2 protein-coding genes are annotated in these 1,516 nt (G+C 57.7%); one reads left to right on the top strand and one right to left on the bottom strand.

Annotated features, from left to right (window positions below; translation table 11 throughout):
• Positions 1-38: 38 nt before the first annotated feature.
• Positions 39-896 (bottom strand): LysR family transcriptional regulator, encoded by an 858-nt coding sequence (locus ACW9JC_RS30210; protein WP_457459636.1) that lies wholly within the window; start codon positions 894-896, stop codon positions 39-41.
• A 113-nt stretch (positions 897-1,009) separates the two neighbouring features.
• Between ACW9JC_RS30210 and ACW9JC_RS30205 the strand changes: the two genes are divergently transcribed.
• A complete protein-coding gene (locus ACW9JC_RS30205; protein ID WP_457459634.1) occupies positions 1,010-1,435 on the top strand; it encodes a VOC family protein in 426 nt (141 codons plus the stop codon).
• Positions 1,436-1,516: the final 81 nt, after the last annotated feature.

The raw sequence follows: 1,516 nt of genomic DNA, 5'->3' as shown, positions 1-1,516 counted from the left end.
CTATCGCGAGCAAGCTCAGCTCCTACAGGGTTTTGGGGTCAGCCTGTCAGGCATTTGGCAAACAACTGCTGAATCGGCTGTTGTCGCTGGCTGTAGCGCTGCAACAAGACGATCTCCCGATAAAAGGTCAATTCGCCCAAGCGAATTACCCTCACCTTTGCCCCATGTTCAAGCCACAACCCGGCCTCGGGTAGCAGCGAAATACCCAAACCGCACTCAACCACTTTCACAATGGCTTCCAGCTCATCCAGTTCCAGGGCAACGTGCACATCAATCTGTTGTTCACGCAGAAACCGCGTAACCAGCCGTCCGCCGAACGAGTTGCGGTCGTAGCGCACATGGGGGTGTTCGGCGAGTAGCTGCAACGGGTCGTCGCCTTCAAGGTCGACCGGCACGATCAGCACGAATGGTTCGCGGCGGATCACTTGCGCCGACAACTCCTTGGGCAGGTCAAACGGCGGCTTGATCAGGATTGCCAGGTCCACTTCGCCGGTGTCCACCTGGCTCAACAGATTCAGCGACACGCCGGGCACCAGTTTCGGTTCCAGCAATGGTGCTTGCTGGCGCAATCGCAGCAGAGTCTGGGGCAGCAACCCGGTTTGCACCGTCGCGACTGCGCCGATTTTCAGTTCGCCCCGGTACTCGCTGACGTCATCGCTGACCGCCATGCGGCTGAAGGTCTCGAGCATTTCCATGGCCATCGGCAACGCTCGTTGACCCGCCGCATTGAGCAGCGCCTGACGTCCGGTGCGATCGAACAAACGAATGCCGAGGGCCTGTTCCAGATTGCGGATCTGCGCGCTGACCGCCGACTGCGTCAAACCGATGTGCATGCCCGCTGCCGCAAACGTGCCGTAGCGTGCCACGGCGATAAAGGTCTTCAACTCGCGCAGCATGGCGCCACCTCGATTGATCGAAATAATTTGAGCTCGGCGCAAAAACTATCGTCTTTCAATCAAAATGCACAGGGCTAAACTCGTCTCAACTTCCCATGATTGAGGCTCGCCTGATGCAACTCTCTCCTTTTCACCTGGCCATTCCCGTCTACGACCTGGCTGCCGCGCGGCACTTTTATGGCTCGGTGTTCGGCCTGGAAGAAGGTCGCTCCAGCGATCATTGGGTCGATTTCAACTTTTTCGGTCATCAACTGGTGATTCATCTGGCGCCGAAAAACGCTTCACAGGAAGCAGCCCACACCAACGCCGTCGACGGCCATGATGTGCCGGTGCCGCACTTCGGCGTGGTGTTGGGGATGGCGGAATGGAATGCACTGGCGGAGCGTTTGCAGTCGCTGGGGACGCGCTTCGTGATTGAGCCGGGGATTCGTTTTCAAGGGTTGGTGGGCGAACAGGCGACGATGTTTTTGTTCGATCCTTGTGGGAATGCGCTGGAGTTCAAGGCGTTCAAGGATATTGGGCAGTTGTTTGCCAAGTGAGTGCCTGATAGGGCCTCATCGCGGGCAAGCCCGCTCCCACAGGTCCTTTGGTGTACACAAACAATGTGATCGACAGAAATC

It is taken from the genome of Pseudomonas sp. SDO5591_S426, assembly GCF_054070755.1.
This window is presented reverse-complemented; position numbering and strand designations above follow the sequence as displayed.